This window comes from Mycobacterium sp. 852002-51057_SCH5723018 (assembly GCF_001667035.1).
GTDB lineage: Bacteria > Actinomycetota > Actinomycetes > Mycobacteriales > Mycobacteriaceae > Mycobacterium.
On the sequence record NZ_LZIR01000070.1, the window covers coordinates 93571 to 118931 of the forward strand.

At 67.4% G+C, this 25361-nt stretch carries 24 protein-coding genes; 7 read left to right on the forward strand and 17 right to left on the reverse strand.

Annotation, left to right across the window (positions count from 1 at the left end; genetic code table 11):
• Positions 1–25: 25 nt before the first annotated feature.
• Complete coding sequence (fabG1, locus tag A5764_RS13530) at positions 26–793, reverse strand: 3-oxoacyl-ACP reductase FabG1 (protein ID WP_067114011.1); 768 nt, start codon at positions 791–793, stop codon at positions 26–28.
• A gap of 145 nt (positions 794–938) precedes the next feature.
• Here fabG1 and A5764_RS13535 point away from each other — a divergent pair, with 145 nt between their 5' ends.
• Complete coding sequence (locus A5764_RS13535) at positions 939–1778, forward strand: DUF559 domain-containing protein (RefSeq protein WP_067114012.1); 840 nt, start codon at positions 939–941, stop codon at positions 1776–1778.
• Positions 1779–1841: 63 nt separating this feature from the next.
• On the opposite strand, the gene A5764_RS13540 is transcribed toward A5764_RS13535, so the two are convergent.
• The 6 genes from A5764_RS13540 to A5764_RS13565 form a co-directional block, all read right to left on the reverse strand.
• The gene (locus A5764_RS13540; protein ID WP_067114013.1) at positions 1842–2849 is read right to left on the reverse strand and encodes a VWA domain-containing protein; all 1008 of its coding nucleotides are present in this window, start codon (positions 2847–2849) and stop codon (positions 1842–1844) included.
• Positions 2850–2856: 7 nt separating this feature from the next.
• Positions 2857–3810, reverse strand: a complete 954-nt coding sequence (locus A5764_RS13545) for a DUF58 domain-containing protein (protein ID WP_067114014.1) — start codon at positions 3808–3810, stop codon at positions 2857–2859.
• Entirely contained in the window at positions 3807–4946 is a 1140-nt protein-coding gene (locus A5764_RS13550; protein WP_067114224.1) for a MoxR family ATPase, read from the reverse strand. Before A5764_RS13550 ends, A5764_RS13545 begins: the two co-directional genes overlap by 4 nt.
• A gap of 142 nt (positions 4947–5088) precedes the next feature.
• Positions 5089–5829, reverse strand: coding sequence for an NlpC/P60 family peptidoglycan endopeptidase RipB (gene ripB / locus A5764_RS13555; protein ID WP_067114015.1), 741 nt, complete (start codon positions 5827–5829; stop codon positions 5089–5091).
• A gap of 24 nt (positions 5830–5853) precedes the next feature.
• A complete protein-coding gene (ripA, locus tag A5764_RS13560) occupies positions 5854–7281 on the reverse strand; it encodes an NlpC/P60 family peptidoglycan endopeptidase RipA (protein WP_067114016.1) in 1428 nt (475 codons plus the stop codon).
• A 229-nt stretch (positions 7282–7510) separates the two neighbouring features.
• Positions 7511–8053 carry a DUF6676 family protein gene (locus A5764_RS13565; protein ID WP_067114017.1) on the reverse strand — a complete coding sequence of 181 codons (543 nt, stop codon included), beginning with the start codon at positions 8051–8053 and terminating at the stop codon, positions 7511–7513.
• Positions 8054–8358: 305 nt separating this feature from the next.
• Between A5764_RS13565 and A5764_RS13570 the strand changes: the two genes are divergently transcribed.
• Together A5764_RS13570 and A5764_RS13575 are read left to right on the forward strand one after the other, a co-directional pair.
• A complete protein-coding gene (locus A5764_RS13570; protein WP_067114018.1) occupies positions 8359–11181 on the forward strand; it encodes an aconitate hydratase in 2823 nt (940 codons plus the stop codon).
• Between the two features lie 8 nt (positions 11182–11189).
• Positions 11190–11789, forward strand: a complete 600-nt coding sequence (locus tag A5764_RS13575; protein ID WP_067114019.1) for a TetR/AcrR family transcriptional regulator — start codon at positions 11190–11192, stop codon at positions 11787–11789.
• A 13-nt stretch (positions 11790–11802) separates the two neighbouring features.
• Here the strand turns inward: A5764_RS13575 and A5764_RS13580 are convergent, their stop codons facing one another.
• From A5764_RS13580 to A5764_RS13595, 4 genes are all read right to left on the reverse strand, one after another.
• Positions 11803–12009, reverse strand: coding sequence for a helix-turn-helix domain-containing protein (locus A5764_RS13580; RefSeq protein ID WP_067114225.1), 207 nt, complete (start codon positions 12007–12009; stop codon positions 11803–11805).
• 113 nt (positions 12010–12122) lie between these two features.
• Positions 12123–13760: an ABC-F family ATP-binding cassette domain-containing protein gene (locus tag A5764_RS13585; protein WP_067114020.1), complete on the reverse strand. Its 1638-nt coding sequence runs from the start codon at positions 13758–13760 to the stop codon at positions 12123–12125.
• Positions 13761–13789: 29 nt separating this feature from the next.
• A complete protein-coding gene (locus A5764_RS13590; protein ID WP_369807322.1) occupies positions 13790–14626 on the reverse strand; it encodes an enoyl-CoA hydratase in 837 nt (278 codons plus the stop codon).
• Complete coding sequence (locus A5764_RS13595; RefSeq protein WP_067114022.1) at positions 14623–15342, reverse strand: GAP family protein; 720 nt, start codon at positions 15340–15342, stop codon at positions 14623–14625. Before A5764_RS13595 ends, A5764_RS13590 begins: the two co-directional genes overlap by 4 nt.
• A gap of 407 nt (positions 15343–15749) precedes the next feature.
• Between A5764_RS13595 and A5764_RS13600 the strand changes: the two genes are divergently transcribed.
• The gene (locus A5764_RS13600) at positions 15750–17147 is read left to right on the forward strand and encodes a condensation domain-containing protein (protein WP_304441328.1); all 1398 of its coding nucleotides are present in this window, start codon (positions 15750–15752) and stop codon (positions 17145–17147) included.
• A gap of 25 nt (positions 17148–17172) precedes the next feature.
• Here A5764_RS13600 and trxA read toward each other — a convergent pair whose 3' ends face one another.
• Complete coding sequence (gene trxA, locus A5764_RS13605; protein ID WP_067114023.1) at positions 17173–17508, reverse strand: thioredoxin; 336 nt, start codon at positions 17506–17508, stop codon at positions 17173–17175.
• 230 nt (positions 17509–17738) lie between these two features.
• On the opposite strand from trxA, the gene A5764_RS13610 reads away from it, so the two are divergent.
• The 3 genes from A5764_RS13610 (at position 17739) to A5764_RS13620 (ending at position 21245) form a co-directional block, all read left to right on the forward strand.
• Entirely contained in the window at positions 17739–19568 is a 1830-nt protein-coding gene (locus tag A5764_RS13610; protein WP_067114024.1) for an acyl-CoA dehydrogenase, read from the forward strand.
• Positions 19569–19782: 214 nt separating this feature from the next.
• Positions 19783–20439: a DUF5666 domain-containing protein gene (locus A5764_RS13615; protein WP_231989704.1), complete on the forward strand. Its 657-nt coding sequence runs from the start codon at positions 19783–19785 to the stop codon at positions 20437–20439.
• A gap of 56 nt (positions 20440–20495) precedes the next feature.
• Entirely contained in the window at positions 20496–21245 is a 750-nt protein-coding gene (locus tag A5764_RS13620) for a DUF5666 domain-containing protein (protein WP_067114025.1), read from the forward strand.
• A 72-nt stretch (positions 21246–21317) separates the two neighbouring features.
• Here A5764_RS13620 and A5764_RS13625 read toward each other — a convergent pair whose 3' ends face one another.
• The 5 genes from A5764_RS13625 to sufD are packed head-to-tail and all read right to left on the reverse strand — an operon-like array spanning position 21318 to position 25341.
• On the reverse strand, positions 21318–21665 hold the full coding sequence (locus A5764_RS13625; RefSeq protein WP_067114026.1) for a metal-sulfur cluster assembly factor: 348 nt from the start codon (positions 21663–21665) through the stop codon (positions 21318–21320).
• Positions 21640–22158: a Fe-S cluster assembly sulfur transfer protein SufU gene (sufU, locus tag A5764_RS13630; RefSeq protein ID WP_156664664.1), complete on the reverse strand. Its 519-nt coding sequence runs from the start codon at positions 22156–22158 to the stop codon at positions 21640–21642. Before sufU ends, A5764_RS13625 begins: the two co-directional genes overlap by 26 nt.
• Positions 22155–23399 (reverse strand): cysteine desulfurase, encoded by a 1245-nt coding sequence (locus A5764_RS13635; protein ID WP_067114028.1) that lies wholly within the window; start codon positions 23397–23399, stop codon positions 22155–22157. The genes sufU and A5764_RS13635 overlap by 4 nt, the downstream gene beginning before the upstream one ends.
• 11 nt (positions 23400–23410) lie before the next feature.
• Positions 23411–24193 carry a Fe-S cluster assembly ATPase SufC gene (sufC, locus tag A5764_RS13640; RefSeq protein WP_067114029.1) on the reverse strand — a complete coding sequence of 261 codons (783 nt, stop codon included), beginning with the start codon at positions 24191–24193 and terminating at the stop codon, positions 23411–23413.
• Complete coding sequence (gene sufD / locus A5764_RS13645) at positions 24190–25341, reverse strand: Fe-S cluster assembly protein SufD (RefSeq protein ID WP_067114030.1); 1152 nt, start codon at positions 25339–25341, stop codon at positions 24190–24192. The genes sufC and sufD overlap by 4 nt, the downstream gene beginning before the upstream one ends.
• Positions 25342–25361 lie beyond the last annotated feature (20 nt).

Here is a 25361-nt window from a genome sequence, read left to right on the forward strand (position 1 = left end):
CCGTCCTTATGCCGTCGTTCAAAATTCAGTGGCCCATGCCCATGCCGCCGTCGACCGGGATGACCGCACCGGAGACGTAACTCGCATCCTCGGACGCCAGGAAGCTGACCACCCCGGCGACCTCTGCGGCGGTGCCGACCCGCTTGGCCGGGATGAATTGCAGTGCGCCCTCCTGGATCCGCTCATCCAGCGAGCGGGTCATGTCGGTGTCGATGTAGCCCGGGGCCACCACATTCGCGGTCACGTTGGCCTTCGACATCTCCCGGGCGATCGAACGGGCCATGCCGATCACACCGGCCTTGGAAGCCGCGTAGTTGGCCTGGTTGCCGATGCCCCAGGTGCCGGAGACCGAACCGATGAAGATCATCCGGCCGAACTTCTGTCGCTGCATGTTGCGCGATGCCCGCTGAGCCACCCGGAACGCCCCGGTCAAGTTGGCGTTGATGACCGTCTCGAACTTCTCCTCGGTCATCCGCATGAGGAACGCGTCCGCGGCCAGGCCGGCGTTGGCGACCAGCACCTCGACCGGACCCTGGTGCTCCTCGACCTCTTTGAACGCGCGGTCGACGGCGTGGTTGTCGGTGACGTCACACTCGACGCCGAACAGCCCCTCGGGCGCCCCGGAACCGCGGTGCGTGACGGCCACCTTGTGACCGTCGGCGGCCAACCGCAGCGCGATCGCCAGGCCGATCCCCCGGTTTCCGCCCGTCACCAGGACCGAGCGGGATACGAATGCGGGTCTGCCCCAACTGGATGCGCTCTCGGTGGTGTTCTCGGTGGCCGTGTCAGTCACCCCGCCAACCTAGCGCTTCACCGCGGAACGGCCGAAATCGCCCCGCTTCACACCGCGCGCGTAACGCCATGGCGAAGAATCGACCAGAATTTCGCCGTGGCGTTACGCCCGCGGCGCTGTCGGTGACCGTCGGCACACTTCCGCCATGACAGACCCGTTCCTGGGCAGCGAAGCCTTAGCGGAAGGCTGGTTGACCCGCCATCAACTGCGTAGCCGATACGTTGCGCTTCATCAAGACGTATATGTTCCGCGAAATGTCGACATGACCGCCGTATTGCGCGCGAGAGCCTGCTGGCTGCGCTCGCGCCGTCGCGGCGTCCTGGCAGGATTCTCCGCCGCCGCGCTTCATGGCGCTCGGTGGATCGACCCGTCGCGGCCGGCCGAGATCATCGACACGAACCGCCGCAAGACCCCCGGGGTGCATGTCTGGGAAGAGCGCATCGAGCCCGACGAGATCGCCATCGTTGACCGCATGTGCGTCACCACACCGGCGCGCACCGCACTCGACCTGGCCCGCCGCTATCCCAGGGGCGTCGCAATCGCCGCGGTGGACGCATTGATGCAAGCGACCGAGTTGAAGATGGCCGACGTTGAGCTGCTTGTCGACCGCTACCGCGGCCGTCACGGTATGCGAGCCGCTAGATCGGCCCTCGAGCTGGTCGACGGCGGAGCCCAATCGCCGAAGGAAACGTGGCTACGCATGCTGCTGACGAGTGCCGGCTTTCCACGACCGCAGACGCAGATCGCGGTGCGCAACGAATGGGGTTGGGCCGAAGCGTATTTGGATATGGGGTGGGAGGAGATCAAGGTCTCGGTCGAGTATGACGGGGATCAGCATCGATCCAGCCGATATCAATACGTGAAGGACATTCGGAGGCTGGAGATGCTGGAGCGTTACGGGTGGATCGTGGTCAGGGCCATCGCCGAAGACCACTCCGACGACATCATCCGCCGAGTGGCCCTCGCGCGAGCCCGCCGCTCGTAACGCCAGGGCGAGAAATCGAGCCGAGAATCGCCATGGCGTTACGCCCGCGAGGCGGGCGAACAGCTAGGTGGGCAGGCGGCGGTTGATCAGCAGCGCCGCCAGCCCGGCAAGCGCCAGCACCAGCGCCCCCAGCCGCAGCCAGCCCGTGCTGGCGTCGCCCTTGATCGTCTCGTAGCCGATCTGCTGTTGCAACGACGCGTAGACGGCCTTCAGCTCGGCCAGGCTCGCGGCGTTGTACCAATTGCCGCCCGAGAGCTCGGCGACCTTCCTCATGGTGGAGTCGTCGACGGGGACGGGCTGGCGCTGGTCGTTGATCTCAACGAAGCCGTAGGGGGTTCCGAACGAGATCGTCGAGATCGGCACGCCCTGGTCCTTGGCGGTGCGCGCGGCGGTGAACGCACCCTTCGGGTTGTCCGGGTTGGTCGGCATCGTCTCCTTGCCGTCGGAGAACAACACGATGCGCGCCGGCGGCGGTTTATCGCCGCCGCCGATCACCGCGCCCACCGTCGCGATGGCCTGCAACGCGGTGAAGATGCCCTCCCCGGTGGCCGTGCGGTCGGCGAACTGCAACCTGTCCAGCGCGTTCTTGGTCGCGTCGCGGTTAGTCGTCGGGGACACCAGCACCGTCGCCGTGCCCGCGTACTCGATCAGCCCCAGGTTGATGCCCGGCGTCAGCTCGTCGGCGAACTGCTTGGCGGCCTCCTGGGCGGCGGCCATCCGGTTGGGCTGGACGTCGGTGGCGCGCATCGACTGCGACACGTCGATCACCAGCATCACCACCGCGCGGTTGCGCGGGATGCGGACGTCGTTGGTGGGCCCCGCCATCGCGATGGTGAACAGCAGCAGAGACAACACCAGCAGGATCGCCGGCACGTGCCGCCATCGGGAAGGCCGCTGCGGGGCGACGCTCTCCAGCAGCTCCATGTTGGCGAACCGCAGCATCCGCCGCTGGCGCGCCAGCTGCAGCAGGATGTAGAGCGCGGCCAGCCCGAAGACCACAAAGAGAAAGAGGAAGAACCACGAATGCGCGAAGCCCGACAGCGTCATCGGGCCCAGCAGGGGCACTGTCATTAACGCGTCACTGCCGCCCCGCGAGCGCCCCGCGCCGGCGTGACTCGACGAAACGGACGATGTCCGCGATCCAATCGCGGTCGGTGCGCAGCGTCAGCACCGGTGCCCCGCAGCTTCGGATGGTGCGGGACACCTCGGCGCGGTGCGCCGCGGCGGCCTTGGCGAAGTCGTCGCGCAGCTGGGCATCGATGGTGAACTCCCGCGTGACGCCGGTTTCGGCGTCCTGCAGCACGACGTCACCGATGTCGGGCAGTTCGACGTCGCGGGGGTCGAGGACCTCGATGGCCAGCACCTCGTGGCGCGCCGCGATGGCCCGCAGCGGGCGCATCCAGTTGATCGGACCGAGGAAGTCGCTGATGATCACGGCCATTCCGCGGCGGCGTTCCGGCCGGCGCAACGCGTCGATCGCCGTCGCCAGATCCCCGCGCACGCCGACCGGCGCCTTGGGCGTGGTGGCGATGGTCCGCAGCAGCGTCTGCTCGTGCTGGCGCCCGGAGCGGGCCGGCACGCGGGTGAGGGTCGCGCCGGTGGCGATGATCGCGCCGAGCCGGTTGCCGCCGCCGCTGTTGAGGTAGGTGATCGCCGCCGCGGCCGCCACCGCCAGGTCGCGCTTCTCGCACACCGTCGTGCCGAAGTCCAGGCTGGCCGACATGTCGACCACCATCCAGGTCTCCAGCTCGCGGTCGGCGATCATCTGCCGGACGTGCGGGTGCATGGTGCGCGCGGTGACGGCCCAGTCCATCCGCCGGACGTCGTCGCCGGGCTGATACTCGCGCGACTCCCCCGGCTCGCTGCCCGGTCCCGGGATCAGGCCGAGATGATCGCCGTGCAGCACCCCGTCGAGCTTGCGTTTGACCGTGAGCTCGAGCGTGCGCAGCGCCGCCGACAGCTTCGGGTCGTCGATCTGCCCGCGCTCAAACGATGGCGGGTGGCGCACCGCCGGCTTCTGAGGATCGGTCACCGACCGCTAGCCGCCACGGTCTGCATTACCGGGGGAACCGAATGTCCTTGCTGCGGAATGGCATTCACCTGCGGTAAGGCCACCGTCTGCAGGACCCGGTTGATGACGATTTCCGGCGAGATCTCGTCGGCAAGCGCGTCGTAGGTGAGTATCAACCGGTGGCGCAGCACGTCGGGGATGACTTCCACGACGTCTTGCGGGATGACATAGTCGCGGCCCCGCACCAGGGCCAGCGCACGCGCGCCGGCGATGATGCCCAGCGAGGCACGCGGGGACGCGCCGAACGAGATCCAGGTCTTGACGTCGTTCATGCCGAGCTGCTCGGGGTTACGGGTGGCGGTGACGACGCGCACCACATAGTCGACGAGCGCGTGGTGGACGAAGACGTTGGACGCGATGTCCTGCAGCCGCAGCAGGTCGCCGGTGTTCAGGATCTGCTTGGGCACCGGGGGCTTGACGCCCATCCGGTAGATGATCTCGCGCTCCTCTTCCGGCGACGGGTAGCCGACGTTGATCTTGAACAGGAAGCGGTCGCGCTGGGCCTCGGGCAGCGGGTAGACGCCCTCGTGCTCGATCGGGTTCTGCGTGGCCATCACCAGGAACGGGCTGGGCAGCGGGAAGGTCTTGCCGCCGATCGATACATGGCGTTCCTGCATGACCTCCAGCAGCGCCGACTGCACCTTGGCCGGCGCGCGGTTGATTTCGTCGGCGAGCAGGAAGTTGACCACCACCGGGCCGAGCTCGGTGTCGAATTCCTCCTTGCCCTGCCGGTAGATGCGGGTACCGATGATGTCGGTGGGCACCAGGTCGGGGGTGAACTGGATGCGCGCGAACGTCCCGCCGACGACGCGCGCGAAGGTCTCGACGGCCAGCGTCTTGGCCACGCCGGGCACACCCTCGAGCAGCACGTGGCCCTTGGCCAACAGGCCGACGAGCATCCGCTCCACCAGCTGGTCCTGGCCGACGATGATCCGTTTGACCTCGAAGATCGCGCGCTCCAGCGTGTGCACCTCGGCGGCCAGGCCGTTACCGGCACCGCCACCGCCGGTGGGCGCTTCATGGGCCGGGGGGCCGGACTGGCCACCTGGGCCCGGGTAACTGCTGGCGCCCGGGGGCGGCCCACCTGGTGATGTCATCAAGAACCCTCCACAGCTCATTGGGACACGACTGCTGCACGACCGATGTCGTGGGGCAGCAACGTGCCCGCGTCCAACTATTCCAGGCCTGCCGAAATCCGTCGACGCGCCGTTCGAGCAGCCAACGGGCGGCACACCTGGGTCAGTACTCGATGATCCTAGTCAGGAACGGCGTCATGCCGGGCTTGCGAACCGGGCTGACGGTGACCTTGCCGGCCAGTGACGACGCCTCCAGCATCTGACCGTTGCCCAGATACATGGTGACGTGCTGGCTGCCGTTCGGCCCGTAGAAGATGAGGTCGCCGCGCCTGGCCTGGTCTTGGGGGATGTGGCGGCCGAAGTTGTACTGGTCGCCGGAGAACCGCGGGATCAGCACGCCGACCCCCGCGAACGCGTAGCGCATCAGGCCCGAGCAGTCGAAGCCGTTGATGTTGGCGCCGTCGCCGACGCCCTTGCTGGGACCCTGCAGCGAGCCGCCGCCCCAGGAGTACGGGACACCCATCTGCGACCCGGCGCGCTTGATCACGTACTCGATGGCCTGGCGGCCGTTGGCCCGCGGGATGCGGCTGGGGCTGGTGGCGTTGGGGTCGGCCGCGGGGGGCGGGGTGTTGCCGCCCAGGTTGATCCCGAGCCCACCGAGGAACTGCTTGCCCAGATCCAGCGTGGTCTGGGTGGCCTGGGCGGTGGCCTGCAACGACGCGTTGGCGACCGCGAGCGGATCCCCCGGGGCGCCGGCGCTGACGGCGGCCGGCAGCGTGGGATCCCACTGGCCGGGGTCGGCCGTGGCGGGGCTCGCCACAGACAACATCAGCCCGGTCACCACGGCGGTGATCACCCCCAGCTTGAGAGCCAGGTTGATTAGGCGAAACGCGTTGCGGCGCATGGCTCCTCGTCTAGTACTCACTCGTCACCACTCGATGTAGCGGATCACGTAGGGCGTCATGCCGCTGGTGCGCACCGGCGCCACCCGGACCTTCAAACCGATGTCGGGGGCCTCGAGCATCTGGCCGTCGCCGAGGTAGATCGTCACGTGCTGGCTGCCGCCCGGGCCGTAGAAGATGACGTCGCCGCGGCGCATCTGCGACGACGGGATCTTGCGGCCCAGGTTGTACTGCGAACCCGAGTAGTGCGGCAGCTTGATGCCCACGCCGGCGAATGAATACAGGACCAGCCCCGAACAGTCGAAGCCGGTGATCCCGGCTCCGGAGTCGATGCCCTTGCTCGGGCCTGCGGCGTTGCCGCCACCCCAGGAGTAGGGAACCCCGATCTGCGACATGCCGCGCCGGATCACGTACTCGGTGGCCTGCCGCCCGTAGACGCGCGGGATCCGGGACGGGCGGCCCGGGGCGGCGTTGGTGATGCCGGTGTCGTCGGGTCGCAGGATGCCCATCTGCTGCAGGAAATTGCGCCCCATGCCGGCGGTGACCTGCGTCGACGTCGCCGAGATCCCCAGCACCTGGTTGATCACCGCGATCGGGTCGCCCTGGACGTTCGCGCTGGGCACCATGGGCAGCGTCGGGTCCCAACCATCCCACTGACGACCGCCCGAGGGCCGCGCGGCGGCCGGTGCGCCGGGATCCCACCGGTCGCCCGTCGTCGGGACGGCGCCGCCGCCCCTGCCCGCCGCCCATTGCAGCTTGGCCGCCTCGAGCTTCGCCTGGGCATCGTCGCGCTCGGCGGCCAGGCGGACGACCTGCTGACGCTGCTCGTCGAACTTGCGCTTGGAGTCGGTGAGCGCCGCCACCGCGCCGTCCTGGCTGGCCTTGGCGTCGGCGGCGGCCTTGTCGGCCTTCTGCTTGGCCAGCCGCGCCGCCGATTCCTTGTTCACCTGCTCGGTGCGGGCCCGCTGCAGGTTGTCCATCACCGCCTGGGAGCTGGCGGTCAGGGTGCGGGCGGCCGATTCGGTGGCGATGATGTCTTCCGGGCTGGTCGCGGTCAGGTAGCTGCCCGACGGGCCGTTCATGTAGGTGGCCGCCGCGAAGGTGTTGAAGCGCTGCTGGGCCCCGGCGATCGCCGCGTTGGCGTCCTTGACCGCCTGCTGGCTGGCCTCGAGGTTGTGTTCGGCGGCGGTCGCATTGTCGCGGGCGCTCTCCACGTCGACGAGGGCCTTGTTGACGCTTTCCTGCTGCGTCTCGATTTGCGCGGTCATGTCTTCCAGCCGCTGGTTGGCCCTGGCGACGTTGGCGATCATCGCGGCCAGGCCGTCGGCGGCGGGGTCGGCCTCCGCCAGCCCGGGGGTGCCCACGAGCAGGGCCGCGCACAAGACCGGGGGTATGAGCGTCCGGACCAGCCTGACGGCGGGTCGCGCAGAAGAGCCACACCGGGTGCGTCTCATACGGCTCAGGTCTCCTACGGCTCAACGCGGACGGACGGCGCCACGCACACGTTTTCCGAAGGCGCCATAAACAACACGAGCATCATTTGCACCGTACGTCACAGGGGACGCCGGGGAAACGTTCGTCACAAACTGCACTCTTGACGTGCGTTTAATGTGACCGAACGGTGATCTATCGTGTTTGCCGCGAGGGGCTGTGCGTCAGAGCCGGCCGAGCCGGATGGCGCGGTTAGACGGCGTTATCGGGCGCTTCCGTCGCCGCTTCCGGCGCTCCCTCCGACGTTGCTGCACGCTTTCCGCGCAACTGCAGGAACCGGGTGCCGGCGGCCGCCGCGAAGACGGCAATCAGCAGCAATATCGTCAGCCCGGTCCACGGAAACTCGGGCGTTTCCAGCTCGTGCAAAAAATGCTGCGCCGAGACCACCGGGTTGCCCGTCTTGGCGATGTCCTCGCCCGCCTCGAGAGTGACGCGCGGGAACTGCGTGCTGTAGCTGCCAACGAAATTCGGGCTCAGCGTCAGGACCGTCGCGTCGTGGTAGTCGGCGCCGACCACGGTCGAGATGTCGCGCAACGGAGTGTCGTTCGGCGGGTTGTGGTCGAGCAGCACGATCTTGAGGTTGATGCCCTTGGCGTGAGCCTCGTTGACCACATCGAGCAGCCCGGGCGCGGCGGCCGGCGTCGCGCTGACGCCGTCGGCCGCGACCTGGGCCTTGATCGCCGTCATGTCGACGTCTTGCGGAATGTAGAGCGGCAGAAACTCGTACCCCGTCATGTTTCCCTCCTGCCCAGTGCTACAGGCACCGTACGCGATTCGGGTTCGCCGGATCGCGCGGTGGCATGCCGCGACACATAAACCTCGCACACGACTCGCCGACGCGGGTCGACGTGCGTTATGTCTCGCCGCGTGACACGCCCGGGCAGCCCGATAACGCGATTCGCCGCAGGGGGTTTAAACGTGCGCCGGACGCGACAAGACTGGAACTACGAGCGCCCGGCGTAATGCAGGACAAGCGTACTGTTAAAGTAACACCGCCGACACGGCCCGTCGGCGGAAGAACTAAATCCTTGGGAGTTGAAGTGACTGATTCTGTGAACTCGTTCGGAGCCCGTGACACCCTCAAGGTCGGCGACAACAGTTACCAGATCTATCGCCTCGACGCCGTCCCCAACACCGAGAAGCTCCCCTACAGCCTCAAGGTCCTCGCCGAAAACCTGCTGCGCAACGAGGACGGCAGCAACATCACCAAGGACCACATCGAGGCGATCGCGAACTGGGATCCCAAGGCGGAACCCAGCATTGAGATCCAGTACACCCCCGCCCGCGTCGTGATGCAGGACTTCACCGGCGTGCCGTGCATCGTCGACCTGGCCACCATGCGCGAGGCCATCGGCGACCTGGGCGGCAACCCGGACAAGGTGAACCCGCTGGCGCCCGCCGACCTGGTGATCGACCACTCGGTGATCGCCGACCTGTTCGGCCGGGCCGACGCGTTCGAGCGCAACGTGGAGATCGAGTACCAGCGCAACGGCGAGCGCTACCAGTTCTTGCGCTGGGGGCAGGGCGCTTTCGACGACTTCAAGGTGGTGCCGCCGGGTACCGGCATCGTGCACCAGGTCAACATCGAATACCTGGCGAGCGTGGTGATGGACCGCGACGGGGTCGCCTATCCCGACACCTGCGTGGGCACCGACTCGCACACCACGATGGTCAACGGGCTGGGCGTGCTCGGCTGGGGCGTGGGCGGCATCGAGGCCGAGGCCGCGATGCTCGGCCAGCCGGTGTCGATGCTGATCCCGCGGGTCGTCGGCTTCAAGCTGACCGGCGAGATACAGCCCGCCGTCACGGCCACCGACGTCGTGCTGACCGTCACCGAGATGCTGCGTAAGCACGGCGTGGTGGGCAAGTTCGTCGAGTTCTACGGCGACGGCGTGGCCGAGGTGCCGCTGGCCAACCGCGCCACCCTCGGCAACATGAGCCCCGAATTCGGTTCCACCGCAGCGATTTTCCCGATCGACGAGGAGACCATCTCCTACCTGCGGTTCACCGGCCGCACCGACGAGCAGCTGGCGCTGGTCGAGGCCTACGCCAAGGAACAGGGCATGTGGCACGACCCCAAGCACGAGCCGGAGTTCTCCGAATACCTCGAGCTCGACCTGTCCGACGTGGTGCCGTCGATCGCCGGCCCCAAGCGTCCGCAGGACCGCATCGCCTTGTCCGACGCGAAAGCCACGTTCCGCGAACAGATTCCGAACTACGTCGGCGACGACCCCGACAAGAAGGACTATTCGAAGCTGGACGAGTCGGTCGACGAGTCCTTCCCGGCCAGCGACCCGGGGGCGCTGGAGAACGGCGACGCCGACGACGCGCCGAGGGTGGAATCGGCTGCCGCGCATGCCAAGGGCCGGGTGAGCAACCCGGTGCGGGTGAAGTCCGACGAGCTGGGCGAGTTCGAGCTCGACCATGGCGCGGTGGTGATCGCCGCGGTGACGTCGTGCACCAACACCTCCAACCCCGAGGTGATGCTGGGCGCGGCGTTGCTGGCCCGCAACGCCGTCGACAAGGGCTTGTCCTCCAAGCCCTGGGTGAAGACGTCGATGGCGCCGGGCTCCCAGGTGGTCAGCGACTACTACGACAAGGCCGGCCTGTGGCCCTACCTGGAGAAGCTCGGGTTCTATCTGGTCGGGTACGGCTGCACGACGTGCATCGGCAACTCGGGCCCGCTGCCCGAAGAGGTTTCGAAGGCGATCAACGACAACGACCTTTCGGTGGCGGCGGTGCTGTCGGGCAACCGTAACTTCGAGGGTCGCATCAACCCCGACGTGAAGATGAACTACCTCGCGTCGCCGCCGCTGGTCGTTGCCTACGCCCTGGCCGGCACCATGGACTTCGACTTCGATGAGCAGCCGCTCGGTGCAGATAAAGACGGCAACGACGTCTTCCTGAAAGACATTTGGCCGTCGCAGAAGGACGTCTCGGACACCATCGCCTCGGCGATCAGCCAGGAGATGTTCACCAAGAACTACGCCGACGTGTTCAAGGGCGACGAGCGCTGGCGCAACCTGCCAACGCCCAGCGGCAACACCTTTGAGTGGAACCCGGATTCGACGTACGTGCGCAAGCCCCCCTACTTCGAGGGCATGTCGGCCGACCCGGAGCCGGTCAGCGACATCAGCGGCGCGCGGGTGCTGGCGCTGCTGGGCGACTCGGTGACGACCGACCACATCTCGCCGGCCGGCAGCATCAAGCCGGGCACCCCCGCGGCGCAGTACCTCGACGAGCATGGCGTGGACCGCAAGGACTACAACTCCTTCGGTTCGCGGCGTGGCAACCACGAGGTGATGATCCGCGGCACCTTCGCCAACATCCGGCTGCGCAATCAGCTGCTCGACGATGTCGCCGGCGGATACACCCGCGACTTCACCCAGGACGGCGGCCCACAGGCGTTCATCTACGACGCGGCGCAAAACTATGCGGCACAAGACATTCCGCTGGTGGTGCTGGGCGGCAAAGAATATGGGTCCGGCTCCTCGCGGGACTGGGCGGCCAAGGGCACGCTGCTGCTGGGCGTGCGGGCGGTGATCGCCGAGTCGTTCGAGCGGATCCACCGCTCCAACCTGATCGGCATGGGCGTCATCCCGCTGCAGTTCCCCGAGGGCGAGTCGGCCGGGTCGCTGGGGCTGGACGGCACCGAGGTCTTCGACATCACCGGCATCGAGGCGCTCAACGACGGCAAGACGCCGAAGACGGTGCACGTCAAGGCGAGCAAAGAAGACGGGGCCTCCGGTGACCCGATCGAGTTCGACGCGGTGGTGCGCATCGACACCCCGGGTGAGGCCGACTATTACCGCAACGGCGGCATCCTGCAGTACGTGCTGCGCAACATGCTGAAGTCCGGCTAGCCGGCAACGTGCCGAAGGTCAGCGAGGACCATCTGGCGGCTCGCCGCCGTCAGATCCTCGACGGCGCCCGCCGCTGCTTCGCCGAATACGGCTACGACAAGGCGACGGTGCGCCGGCTGGAGAAGGCGGTCGGGATGTCGCGCGGCGCGATCTTTCACCACTTCCGCGACAAGGACGCGCTGTTTTTCGCGCTGGCGCACGAGGACGCCGAGCGGATGGCCGACGTGGCCTCCCGCGAGGGCCTGATCCAGGTGATGCGCGACATGCTCGCCGCGCCCGACCAGTTCGACTGGCTGGCCACCAGGTTGGAGATCGCACGCAAGCTGCGCAACGACCCGGTGTTCAGCCGCGGTTGGGCGGAGCGTTCCGCGGAACTGGCGGCCGCCACGACCGATCGGCTGCGCCGCCAGAAGGAGGCACACCGGGTGCGCGACGACGTTCCCGGCGACGTGTTGCAGTGCTACCTGGAACTGGTTCTCGACGGCCTGGTGGCCCGGCTGGCATCCGGCGAAGATCCGCGCCGGCTGGCCGCCGTCCTGGACCTGGTGGAAAACTCGGTGCGCCGCAACAACTCTGGGCGTAGCGCCACTGCGAACAAGGGGACGTGATTTCGCAGTGACGCTACGCCCGCGTCGATTGGCGCCGACTGGAAGTGTGGTTGGGGCCCCCGCGGCTGCGCAGCGTGGTGCCGGACTCCAGCAGCATGCTGTGAATCGAGCCGTACGACCTGCCCGTGGTGGCAACCAGATTGCGGATACTGGCACCGCCCTCGTACGCGTTGCGTAGCTCGTGCGCTAACTGGTCGCGCGTCTTCTTCGGCTTTCTCACCATGCTCGTCAAGGTCCCTCCACGCCTCGAAGTCGATTCCAAGCACATACAGTAGGAAGCCATCGTGGGCCGCGGGCCGAATTGGCGAAATCGCCTGCGGCCACTTGTGCGAGCTAGGCCAGTTCGATGAGATCGCGGTATTCGTCGGACCAGTAGTCCTCGGTGCCGTCGGGCAACAGCACCACGCGTTGCGGGTCAAGGGCCTCGGCCGCTCCCGGATCGTGCGTCACCAGCACTACCGCGCCGTGATAGCTGCGCAGCGCGTCGAGCACCTGCTCGCGCGATGCGGGATCGAGGTTGTTGGTCGGTTCGTCGAGCAGCAGCACGTTGGCCGTTGACGCCACCAAGCCGGCCAGCGCGAGGCGGGTCTTCTCGCCACCGGACAGGGTCCCGGCCGGCTGATCGAGCTGGGGGCCGCTGAACATGAAGGCGCCGAGCAGGCCTCGCAGGTCTTGTTCGCCGGCTTCGGGTGCGGCGTGGCGGATGTTCTCCCAGACCGTGGCGTCGAGGTCCAGCGTGTCGTGTTCCTGCGCGAAATAGCCGATCCGCAAACCGTGTCCGGACTCCAGCCCCCCTGCGTCGGGTTTTTCGACGCCGGCCAGCAGCCGCAGCAGCGTGGTCTTGCCGGCGCCGTTGAGCCCGAGCACCACCACCCGCGATCCGCGGTCGATGGCCAGATCGACGCCGCTGAACACCTCGAGCGACCCGTAGGACTTGCTCAGGCCCTTGACCACCAGCGGGGTGCGGCCGCACGCGGCCGGGGTGGGGAATTTGATCCGGGCCACCTTGTCGGCGACCCGCTCCTCGTCAAGGGCGGCCATCATCCGATCCGCGCGGCGCAACATGTTCTGCGCCGCAACGGCTTTGGTGGCCTTGGCGCCCAGCTTGGCGGCCTGCGTGCGCAGCGCGGCGGCCTTGCGTTCGGCGTTGGCCCGTTCCCGGCGGCGGCGCTGTTCGTCGGTGGCCCGGGCATCGAGATACTTTTGCCAGCCCATGTTGTAGACGTCCATTTCGCCGCGCACCGCGTCCAGAAACCACACCCGATTCACGACGTCGGCCAGCAGCTCCACGTTGTGGCTGATGACCACCAGCCCGCCGCTGTGTGCCCGCAGGAAATCCCGCAGCCAGCCAACCGAATCCGCGTCCAGGTGATTGGTGGGCTCGTCCAGCAGCAAAGTGGTGGAAGAACCGGAGCCGGTCGCCCCTCCCTCAGCGGCGGCGAACAGGATGCGCGCCAGTTCCACCCGGCGGCGCTGCCCACCGGACAGGGTGCGCAGCTGCTGGGTCAGGACCCGTTCCGGCAGGCCGAGACTCGCGCAGATGCGGCCGGCCTCGCTTTCGGCGCCGTAGCCGCCGAGCGCCACGAAGCGCTCCTCGAGCTGCCCGTAGCGGCGGATCGCGCGGTCCCGGGCGTCGTCGTCGGCCACCTCGGCCATCAGGGCCTGCTGCTTCTCCAGGTCGGTGAGCAGGACGTCCAACCCGCGCGCCGACAAGACCCGGTCCCGGGCCAGCACGTCGAGATCGCCCTCCTTGGGATCCTGCGGCAGATAACCGATCTCGCCGGTGCGGGTGATCGATCCGGAGTAGGGCTCGGTCTCCCCCGCCAGGATGCGCAGGGTCGTCGTCTTGCCCGCGCCGTTGCGACCGACCAGACCGATGCGGTCGCCGGGCTGCACGCGCAGGTCCGGGCCGTCGGGTGAGAGCAGAATGCGCGCGCCGGCGCGGACCTCGAGGTCCGTGGCCGTGATCACATCATCTCCTGCTACTTCCCTTGTTTCCGCTATTTGTCGTCGGTGAACACCGGCGGCCGTTTCTCCGCGCGCGCGGCAACCGCTTCTTCGAAGTTGGCGGTGAGCAGACGGACGAAAAGCTGTCCCAAGCCCTCGGCTTGCATGTGCCCTTCCAGGCTACCGGCGTCCAGTCCACTCCACAGTGTGCGTTTGGTCAACTCGATTCCCGGCCGCGAGAAGGCCGCTATGCGCGCGGCGATCGCATAGCAGGTGTCCAGCAGCTGGCCTTCGGGCACCTGACACGACACCAGGCCGATGCGCTCGGCTTCCTCGGCGCTGACGTCGCGACCGGTCATCATGATCTCGAACGCTCGCGACGATCCGATCGCCCTGGGCAGCAGGTAGCTCAAGCCCAGCTCGCTGGCGGTCAGCCCGTTGTTGATGCCCGCGGCCCGGAAGTAAGCGCTGGTCGAGGCCACCCGGATGTCGGCGGCCAGCGCCAGGCACAGCCCCCCGCCGATGGCTGGGCCGTTGACCGCCGCGATCACCGGCTGGTGTAGCCGCCGCAGCCCGAGGATGACGTCGTCGAGAAGCTCCATCGACCGCAGTGCGTAGGTCGGGCGTGTCAGTCCCTCGACGTTGGGCACCGTGCCCGCCGACTTGTGGTCGGCGCCTGAGGAGAACCCTCGACCCGCCCCCGTCAGCACGACCACGCGCACGGAATTGTCGTAGGTGATGTTCTCGAGGGCCTCTGTGAACGGCACCATGACGTCGAACGCCATGGAGTTCATCCGCTCCGGCCGATTGAGGGTGATCAGCGCGACCTCGGGCCGCGGGTGCTCTACCAGTACCAAACTCACCTGTGAAAGGTAGCGCGTACGGCTCAGACGTGACCCATGCCGGTGGTCATCAGCAAAATCCCTAGCACGGCCACGACGACGCCCAGGACCGCCCGCCAGCGGGCTTTCACCCATTCGTGCACGCGCGACATCACCGCACTGGTCCCTGCCGGCGCCACCAGTTGGCTGACTATCGGGATCTCGGCGAACGCCAGCGACAGCGCCGTGTAGACCGCGGCCGCGCTGATCTGGGTGCCCACAGCGGTTCCGGAGGCCAGGATGGCGGTGAGCACTCCCAGGTACCGGAAGTCGGTGGTAATCGTGACGCCGACAAGGAATGTCACCCACGGCGGAGACGATTGGAGCGCATCGAGCGCGCGCGTCGACAGCCGCGAAAATGCGTTAGCCCGAACCTGATCCGGCCGATCGCCGGCGGCCATTCCCACCTTCGCCGGTTGACGCAGCGAAGAGCCGACCGCGATGGACGCGGCGACCACCAGCGCGAGTACCCCCATCCCGATCTGTATGTGCCCCACCGTCGAGCTTGTCGTGGCACGCTCCACCCGGGGCATCACCCCGGCCGCGACGTCGTGCAGCCCGATCAGCATGCCCACGCCCAGTACCACGGCCGCCGCAAGTCCGCCTAGCCACAGGGCCACCAAATGCAACATGGGGCGGCGCCGCGAAAACAGGAGGACGGCAATCCCGATCCGCACCGGGTCCGCGCCCGCGAACAGCCCTAATGCCAGCACTGTGGCCCACATGGGCGGCACTCTACCGCCCGCGGCGGGGGCTTCGCCTGCACTTGAGGCAATCGTGCCGGCGCCGGTACAGCGGCCCGGGCGATAGCGGTCAAGAGGAGACGCTTACGTTCTGAAAGTCCCGATTCCGCCCGCTGGGTTTCTTTTGGTCTGCTATCTTTTAGCCACCATTGGGCAGGTCGCAGGTGCGGCCCGATGGGACGTCTTGGTTGGTTGCGCAAGCGTCAGTGGCGGGGGCTGTTGGCGCGCGAAATGCGCTATACCCCAAAAGGATCCGACCAACGGAGATGGACCGCCGTCGGCAACGCTGCGATGGAGTTTATGAATTGGCTGTGCGCAGGCGATGAAGCAGGTAGGGAGGAAACTTGTTCATCCCAGGAGAAGAGGCATTCGGGGCCATCGACGACTGGGTGCCGGAACCGGGTTCGGTGGTCTGCTGGCATCCCTCGCCCGGCTCGCTCGCCAAGGTCAGGCAGGCGCCGGTCAGCGCCGTGCCGGCCAGCCACCAGCAAGCCCGCCACCTGCGTAACTTTCGCGAACATGCCGGCCGCGGGGCCGATATGTCCCGGCTGTGTATCGGCAGCTGGGACATGCCCGGCCAATGCGACATCCGGGTCCTGACCTACGTCATCAACACGCATCTCCGCAGGCATGACGTATATCACAGCTGGTTCGAGTTCACCGAAACCGACCAGATCGTTCGGCACACGGTGACCGATCCCGCAGATATCCGATGCGTTGCCATCAAGCAGGGTGAGTTGACACCGGCGGAATGGCGCGAGCACGTATTGGCCACACCGAGTCCCTTGGACTGGGATTGCTTCCGTTTCGCCGTTATTCAACGCGCGAACAACTTCACCTTCTGCTTCATGATCGATCACCTCTACATCGATGCGCAGTTTATCGGTGCGATCGGCATGGAGTTTTACGTGATGTACAGCGCCCTGCTGGCGGGTCGAGCGCCGGTTTCGCTCCCCGCCCCGGGCAGCTACCAGGATTACAGCGTCCGCCAGCATCGCCAGACATCCGCGCTCACCCTGGACTCGCCGCAAATACGCGCGTGGGTGGACTTTTTCGAGCAAAACGCCGGAACACTTCCGGAATGCCCGGTATCGCTCGGCGATGGATCGGGATCCTGCGAGTTGATGTTCGTCAAGGTGATGGACGAGCGGCAAACCGCCGCCTTCGAAACCGCGTGCATCGCCGGGGGCGCCCGTTTCAGCGGCGGCGTATTCGCGTGCGCCGCCCTCGCCCAATACGAGTTGACCGGCGCCGAAACGTATTACGGGCTTGTCGCGCGCGATCTGCGCAGCACTCCCACAGACTTTGCCACGATCGGCTGGTTCACCGGTTTTGTGCCGGTCACCATCCCCGTGGACCTGTCGTCGTTCGGCGCTACCGCCCGCGCCGCGCAGCAATCGTTCGATTCGGGCAAAGACCTGGCCGACGTACCGTTCAGTCGGGTGCTGGAGCTGGCGCCCTGGTTGAGAATGCCGGACGAACGGGTCCCCTTGCTGTTTCACCTGGACGCCAGCAGCCCTCCCCTTTCCACGGTCGTCAATTCCGACTGGAGAGGGACAAATCTGAAGATTTACCACGACGGCAGGGTTCCGGCCCGATTCGATTTACGTGTGAATCGGTACGAGAAGGAAACGCACATGATCGTGTTTTTCCCGAACAATCCGATCGCCCGCGAATCCGTCAGCCGCTACATGGCGACCCTGAAATCCCTGTTCGTCCGAGTCGCCGAGGGCCGTGGGGCGGCACCGCTGCGCAACGGCGCCCGGTTCCAGCGGCAACTGGTCTGATCAGGCCTGTTCGGCCTGGGCCGCCCTAGACCTCCGAGACGTCGAACGCCTTGACCTGCTGCACCAAGTCCTCCAGCGCGCCCGGCGGCAGCGCACCGGCCTGGTTGAACAGCAGCTTGCCCTTCTTGAAGGCCATCAGCGTGGGGATGGACCGGATCTGGGCGGCGGCCGCCAGCTGCGGCTCGGCTTCGGTGTCGACCTTGGCGTAGACGACGTCGGGGTGCTTCTCCGACGACGCGGAGAAGGTCGGCGCGAACTGGCGGCATGGTCCGCACCAGGAGGCCCAGAAGTCGACGAGCACGATGTCGTTGCCCTCGATGGTTTCGTTGAACTTCTCAGCGGTGAGATCGAGTGTGGTCACAAAACTTTTAACGTACCGAGCTGGTGTGATGTTCCCGCAGCTCCCCCCGGCGTTTGAATTGGCCTCTGGCACAACGGCGTTTTATGCGCGCCGAATTATCGCCGCGCCGGCGGCGCGGCGCGCCGGGCCGACCGAGGTTACGGTTGCGTACGTTTTCCCACGTCGGACAGACTTAGGGCTGACGATCCGCCTGCTAAGGGACCGGGACGGGACCGTCAGAGGGAGAAGCCTTGAGTCACTACATCGCCAATGTCCGCGATCTCGAGTTCAATCTGTTCGAGGTTCTCGATGTCGGCGCCGTACTGGGCAGCGGAAGCTACAGCGACCTCGACGAGGACACGGTCCGAACGATCCTGGGCGAGGCGGCCCGCCTCGCCGAGGGGCCCGTCGCCGAATCTTTCGCGGCGGCCGATCGCAACCCACCCGTGTTCGATCCCGCCGAGCACACGATCAGCGTGCCCGACGAGTTGGCGAAGACGGTGCAGGCGCTCAAGGACGCCGGATGGTGGCGGCTGAACCTGGCCGAAGAGATCGGCGGCATGCCCGCGCCGGCGCCGCTGGTCTGGGCGGTCAACGAAATGCTCATCTGCGCCAACCCCTCCGCCAACTTCTTCTGCCTGGGTTACTTCATGGCCCAGGCGCTCTTCGTCGAGGGCAACGAAGAGCAAAAGCGTTGGGCCGCAATGGGTGTGGAGCGCGGCTGGCAGGCCACCATGGTCCTCACCGAACCCGACGCCGGATCCGACGTCGGCGCGGGCCGGGCCAAGGCCATACCGCAGCCCGACGGGACGTGGCACATCGAGGGCGTCAAGCGCTTCATCTCCGGCGGCGACGTGGGCGATACGGCCGAGAACATCTTCCACCTGGTGCTGGCCCGGCCCGAGGGCGCCGGACCGGGCACCAAGGGGCTCAGCCTGTTTTACGTGCCGATGTTTCTGTTCGACCCGGACACGCTCGAACTCGGTTCCCGCAACGGGGTTTTCGTCACGGGACTGGAACACAAGATGGGCATCAAGTCCTCGCCGACGTGTGAAATGACCTTCGGCGCCACCGACGTGCCCGCTGTCGGATACCTGGTGGGCGACGTGCACAACGGGATCGCGCAGATGTTCACCGTGATCGAGCAGGCCCGCATGACGATCGGCGTGAAGGCCGCCGGCACCCTGTCCACCGGCTACCTGAACGCGCTGGCCTTCGCCAAAGAGCGGGTGCAGGGCGCGGATCTGACCCAGATGGCCGACAAGGCTGCTCCGCGCGTCACGATCATCCACCACCCCGACGTGCGGCGCAGCCTGATGACCCAGAAGGCCTACGCCGAGGGCCTGCGCGCGCTGTACATGTATGCCGCCGCCCATCAGGATGACGCTGTGGCGCAACGGATTTCGGGTGCCGATCACGACATGGCGCACCGCGTCGACGACCTGCTGCTGCCGATCGTCAAGGGGGTGAGCTCCGAACGGGCCTACGAGATCTTGACCGAGTCGCTGCAGACGCTGGGCGGCTCGGGGTTCCTGGTCGACTATCCCCTAGAGCAGTACATCCGCGATTCCAAGATCGATTCCCTCTACGAGGGCACCACCGCCATCCAGGCGCTGGACTTCTTCTTCCGCAAGATCGTCCGCGACCGCGGCGAGGCCCTGCAGTTCGTGACGGCCCAGATCACCAAGACCATCGACACCTGCGACGAGGCGCTCAAGCCGCAAGCCGAGCTAGTGCAAACCGCGCTGGACGACGTCACCGTGATGACGGGCGCGCTGACCGGATACCTGATGTCGGCGACCCAACACCCGACCGAGATTTACAAGGTGGGACTGGGCTCGGTGCGATACCTGCTCGCGGTCGGTGACCTGCTGATCGGTTGGCTGTTGCTGGTGCAGGCCGGCGCCGCGCACGCCGCCCTTGCCGACGCACCGTCCGAGAGCGACGCGCTGTTCTATCGGGGCAAGATCGCCACCGCCGCGTTCTTCGCCAAGAACATGCTGCCGAGGCTGACCGCGCAGCGCAGGGTCATCGAGTCCATCGACGACGACATCATGCGCATTTCCGAAGACGCCTTCTGAGGGGTAGTCGCACAGTTCACGCACAGCTCCAGCGGGTACATCTTTTCGTGGCCCATCCACGATTGGAGATACGTTGATGCCTGTCAGCTGTCCTACGCCTCGGCTCGCCCGCTTCGCCCTCCTCGCCGTTACGGGCGCCACCGCGCTGTCGGTGGCGGCGTGCGGCTCGTCGAATAACGCTAGCCCGACCTCGACCTCCACCTCTACTTCGACGGTGACCTCGACCACCACATCACCGGCACCGGCACAAGGCGAAGCGCAGGTCAACGGCCTCGTCGCGTCGGTGGCGGGCAACTCCATACAGGTCACCAAGGACGACAACAGCAACGCCCCCGTGAATTTCACCTCGACGACCAAGGTCACCGAGATCGCTCCCGCGACGCTCACTGACGTGACCTCGGGAAGCTGCGTCACCGTGCGGCCCACCAAGGAAATCCAGGGTGGCGGGCAGCAGCCGGTCACCGCGGCGTCGGTCCGGGTGAGCCCCTCGGTCAACGGCACCTGCCCGCAGCCCAAGGAGAAGCCGGGTTCCGGACCGGGTTCGACGACGCCGGCGCCTTCGGGTTCGCCGACCCCCGCGCCGCCCAAGCCGAAGCCGCTGCAGGGCTCGGTCGCTTCGGTGACGGGTAACACCATCACCGTCGCGGGCACGGATGCCAGCGGCAACACCACGCAGACGCCCGTAACCGTCGACGACCAGACCAAGTATTCCAAGCTGACCTCCTCGACCCCCGAGGCGATCACGCAGGGCAAGTGCGTCGCCGCGCGCGGAACCATGGACGGCGGCACGCTGCAGGCGACGTCGATCAGGCTGCGCGCGGCCGTCGACGGCAAGTGCCCGGCGCCGGGGCAGCCGCCGCGCGGACACTGAGGTGATCTTGATAACCCGTCGGTGAAAACGGCGCTCCGCTGGGTATTCCGCGCCGAATGCGCACCGCACGATCCGTCAGACCTCGGCTGGCCCAGGTCGCGATCGTCGCGGTAGTCGCCGTCGTCAGCTTGAGCGTGGCCATGTGCCACTCGGACCACACGGCGAGTGGCGGCGCCGCCAAGCGGACGGTGACAGCGGTCCCGACGAGCCCGGCGCCCGCCGCGGCGCCGAGCGCGGTTCCCCCGCCCCCACCGGTCGCCAAGGACTACGTCGAGGGCCTGGTCGAGTCGGTGTCCGGCGGCACGATCCAGCTGCGGACGCGGACGGGCTCGGCCACGGTGGACTTCTCACCGGCGACACGGGTCGTCGAGCAGGCGCCGGCCCGGCTGACCGACGTCACCCCGGGCAGTTGCGTCAACGTGCGTGCCACTCCGCAAAGCGCGCCGCCCCCTGCCGCGATCACCGCCCAATCCGTGACGATCACCCCGGCGATCGACGGGAAATGTCCGCCGCCGGCCGGTTTCTACGGGATGGTCGCGTCGGTTTCGGGCGACACCATTGCCGTCAACGGTCTGGGTCCCGGCGGTCAAAGCGCGCCGACCAACGTCACCGTCGCCGGCTCGACCACCTACAACAAGCAGACGCCTTCGGGCGCCGAGGCGATCGGGAACGGCAAGTGCATGGGTGCCCAGGGAACGAACAGCGGCGGCGCGCTGCAAGCGATGACGATCGCTTTACAAGCCTGCCCGCCGATGGGCCGCCCGCACCACCACCTGCATCTGCCCCACCTCCCCTTCCACCTTTAGCGGCGATCGCGAGCGCGGCCGGGGCCGGGCGAAGCGGGTCGCCGCCGTCGGGGCTAGCTAGGTGGAGGGGATCTAGACGGTGAAGCCGAGGGCGCGCAGTTGCTCGCGTCCGTCCTCGGTGATCTTGTCCGGGCCCCACGGCGGGTTCCACACCCAGTTGATCCGCAGGTCGTCGACCAGGCCGGCACCCACCAGCGCGCTGCGTGACTGGTCCTCGATGACGTCGGTCAGCGGGCACGCCGCCGACGTCAACGTCATGTCGATCAGGGCGACGGTCCCGTCGTCGCCCTCTTCGATGTTCAGGCCGTAGACCAGGCCCAGGTCGACTACGTTGATGCCCAGTTCGGGGTCGACGACGTCGCGCATCGCCTCCTCGAGGTCGGCGAGCAACTCGTCATCCGGTGCGGCGGTCTCGCTCATCTGCAACCTCCTCAAAAGCTTCGCCGGCCTGGGCCAGCGTGTGGTTTTCCGCGCTGGCCTGCGCCAGCGCATCTTTGAACGCCATCCATCCGAGCAGCGCGCATTTCACCCGCGCCGGGTATTTGGCTACCCCGGCGAACGCCACCCCATCCCCCAGGACGTCCTCGTCGCCCTCGACGGTCCCCCGTGAGGACACCATCTCGGTGAACGCCGTGATCGTCTTGAGCGCTTCTCCCACGCTCTGGCCGATCACCTGCTGGGTGAGCACGGAGGTCGACGCCTGGCTGATCGAACAGCCCTGCCCGTCATACGAGACGTCCGTGACGGTTTCGCCGTCGTCGGACATGGTGACCCGCAGGGTGACCTCGTCGCCGCAGACCGGGTTGACGTGGTAGACCTGCGCGGCGAACGGCTCCCGCAGCCCCCGGTGCTGCGGGTGCTTGTAGTGATCGAGGATCACGTCCTGATAGATCTGCTCGAGCCGCAAAGTCAGCCTCTCCCAAAGAAATCCAGCGCGCGGCGCACCCCGGCCACCAGCCGGTCGACCTCGTCGGCGGTGTTGTACACCGCGAACGACGCCCGCGCGGTGGCCGCCAGGTGAAACCTGCGGTGCAGCGGCAGCGCGCAGTGGTGCCCGACCCGCACGGCGACGCCGTCGTCGTCGAGCACCTGACCGACGTCGTGCGCGTGCACGCCGTCGACGACGAAAGCCACCGGCGAACCGCGGTTTTCCATCGACGCCGGGCCGACGATGCGCACGCCGTCGATGCCGGACAGGCCCTCGATGGTCGCGGCCACCAGTTCCCGTTCATGGGCTTGCACGGCGTCCATGCCGATGGCGCCGAGATAGCGTGCGGCCGCGGCCAGCCCGACGACCTGGGAGGTCATCGGCGTGCCGGCCTCGAACCGCTGCGGCGCCGCTGCGTAGCTGCTGGCCTCCATGGTGACCGTCTCGATCATCGACCCGCCGGTAAGAAACGGTGGCATGGCCGACAACAGCTCGCGACGCGCGTACAGCGCCCCGATCCCGTTGGGGCCCATCATCTTGTGGCCGGAGAACGCGGCGAAGTCGACGTCGAGCGCGTGGAAGTCGACCGGCTCGTGCGGCACCGATTGGCAGGCGTCCAGCACGGTCAACGCGCCGACGGCCTTGGCCCGCGCAACCAGCTCGGCCACCGGCGCCACCGCCCCCGTCACGTTCGAATGATGGCTGAACGCCACGACTTTGACGCGCTCGTCGAGCTCCAGCGAGTCCAGGTCTATGCGCCCATCGTCGGTGACCCCGTACCAGCGCAGCGTGGCCCCGGTGCGCCGGGCCAGCTCCTGCCAGGGCACCAGGTTGGCGTGGTGTTCGAGCTCGGTGGTGACGATGACGTCACCGGGTCCCACGGACCGCTCGAAGCGGTTGTCCCCCAGCACGTATGACACCAGGTTGAGCGATTCGGTGGCGTTCTTGGTGAACACCAGCTCGTCGGCGTCGGCGCCGACGAACGCCGCGATGTCGGCGCGGCCCTGCTCGTAGGCGTCGGTGGCCTCCTCCATCAGCTGGTGCGCACCGCGGTGCACCCCACCGTTGGAGGTCAGCACGAATTCCCGCTCGGCGTCGAGCACCTGCAGCGGCCGCTGCGACGTCGCCCCGGAATCCAGGTACGCCAACTGGCTTCCGCCCCGCATGACCCGCTTGAGGATCGGGAAGTCGGCGCGGATCGCGTCGATGTCCAGCGGAGTGGTCATGTCAGGCCCCGTCAGACTTTCTCCGCCGCCGCTTGAGAGAAGCGCACGTAGCCGTTCTGCTCGAGTTCGTCGGCCAGCTCGGAGCCGCCGGATTCGGCGATGCGCCCGCCGACGAACACGTGCACGAATTGCGGATGGATGTAGCGCAGGATGCGGGTGTAGTGGGTGATCAGCAGGACGCCGCCGTCCTCCGACTCGGCGTAGCGGTTCACCCCGTCGCTGACCACCCGCAGCGCGTCGACGTCCAGCCCGGAGTCGGTCTCGTCGAGGATGGCTATCTTGGGCTTGAGCAGCTCCAGCTGCAGGATCTCGTGGCGCTTCTTCTCCCCGCCGGAGAAGCCCTCGTTGACGCTGCGCTCGGCGAAGGCGGGGTCGATCTCGAGGGAGCCCATCGCCGCCTTGACCTCTTTGACCCAGTGGCGCAGCTTGGGGGCCTCGCCGCGCACGGCGGTTGCCGCCGAGCGCAAGAAGTTCGACACCGAGACGCCTGGCACCTCGACGGGGTACTGCATGGCCAGGAAGATCCCGGCCCGCGCGCGCTCGTCGACGCTCATCGACAGCACGTCCTCGCCGTCCAGCGTGATGGATCCCGAGGTGACCCGATACTTCGGGTGGCCGGCGATGGCGTACGACAGCGTCGACTTGCCGGAGCCGTTGGGCCCCATCAGCGCGTGCGTCTCACCGGATTTCACCGTCAGGTCGACGCCGTTGAGAATGGGGATGTCGCGCTCGCCCTCGGCGGCATTCGGGTTGTCGACGCTGACGTGCAGGTCCTTGATTTCCAGAGTCGTCATGAAGCAGTCTTTTCCGTGATTTCCAGTTCGTGTTCGATGGCGGCGGTCAGGCGTTCCCGTATCTCGGGCACCGCGATTTTGGAGATGATCTCGCCGAAGAATCCGCGGATGACCAGCCGACGGGCCTGCTCTTCCGGGATGCCGCGGGAACGCAGGTAAAACAGTTGCTCATCGTCGAAACGCCCCGTGGCGCTTGCGTGTCCGGCGCCGACGATCTCCCCCGTCTCGATCTCCAGGTTCGGCACCGAGTCGGCGCGCGCCCCGTCGGTGAGGACCAGGTTGCGGTTGACCTCGAAGGTGTCGGTGCCGGTGGCCTCGGCGCGGATCAGCACGTCGCCCACCCAGACGGTGTGCGCGTCGGGCAGCGCGGAGTCCGGATCCCCTTGCAGCGCACCCTTGTACAGCACGTTCGACCTGCAGTCGGGCTGCGCGTGGTCGACCAGCAGCCGCGATTCGAGGTGCTGGCCGTCGTCGGCGAAGTACAGGCCCAGCAGCTCGGCGTCGCCGCCGGGGCTTACGAAGCGCACGTTGGCCGCCATGCGCACCACCTCACCGCCCAGCGTGACGGTGACGTGCCGCAGCACCGCGTCCTTGCCCAGCCTGGCGTGGTGCGCGCTGACGTGGACCATGTCGTCGGCCCAGTCGGCGATCCACACGACGGTGAGCCGGGCGGCGTCGTCGACGACGAATTCGACGTTGTCGGCATAGGTTCCGCTGCCCCGCTGGTCGACGATCACGACCGCCTCGGCGAGCTCCTCGACCCGGATCTGCAGGTGGCCGTAGGCCGTTGCGCCTTCGCCGGGTCCGGTGACGGTGACGTTGACCGGCTCCGCGATCCTGGTGTCGCGCCCGACGGTGATCAGCGTCGCGGAGTTGAACGACGAAAAGGCTTGGGCGGCAACGCGATCGGCGGGGACGCCGCCCTGGCCGAGTCGCTCGTCGCCGCGGCGGACGCTCTCCACCCGCAGGCCGGGTTGCTCGTCGACGCTGATCTCAGCCTTGCCGGTGGCCGCCGCCGATCCGTCATGCAGGCCGCGCAGCCGCCGCAGCGGGGTGAACCGCCACAGCTCGTCGCGGCCGTGCGGCACCTCGAACGCGTCGACGTCGAAGGAGGCGAACAGCTCTCCTTTGTTGAGCGCAGCGGTCATATGCGCCGCTCCTCCTCATC